At 68.4% G+C, this 396-nt stretch carries 1 pseudogene; it reads left to right on the top strand.

The annotated features are described in order from the left end of the window. Nucleotides 1-396 (top strand): annotated as a pseudogene (locus tag ACLJNW_RS23390) (slipin family protein); the annotation flags it as partial.

The following is a 396-nucleotide window of genomic DNA, read 5'->3' as shown; positions in this document are numbered from 1 at the left end:
CCGTACGACCGCCTGAGCCTGGAAAGCTTCAGCCTGAACACCCCGCAGTTTGAACACCGCCTGGCCGGCTACCTGCGGCAGAGCGAACCGCAACTGGTGGAGCGCTACTTCACCCGGATGGACCTGGGCGACAACGAGGCCGGCCTGCGCTACGAGGACGGCGTGCTGGTGGAGTTGCTCGCACCGGGCAGCCGCCGACTGTACTGGAAAGGCCAGACCGAGCAGCGCCTGGAGCGCATCGACCTGACCCAGGACTATCGATTGTCCGCCGCGCTGGTCGCCCAGTTGCACCAGCCGAACCTGCGCGACCGCGCCCTGGCGGGCCTGGACGCAGTGTTGCTGGTCCAGGTGCCGGCGTTCCAGGTCGGCGTGCTCAAGGTCGACGGCGCCCTTGCC

It is taken from the genome of Salmonella sp. SAL4457 (assembly GCF_046548235.1).
In the GTDB taxonomy this organism is placed as follows: domain Bacteria; phylum Pseudomonadota; class Gammaproteobacteria; order Enterobacterales; family Enterobacteriaceae; genus Salmonella; species Salmonella enterica.
Note: the sequence above shows the minus strand (reverse complement) of the source record. Positions and strands in the feature narration are given on the sequence as shown.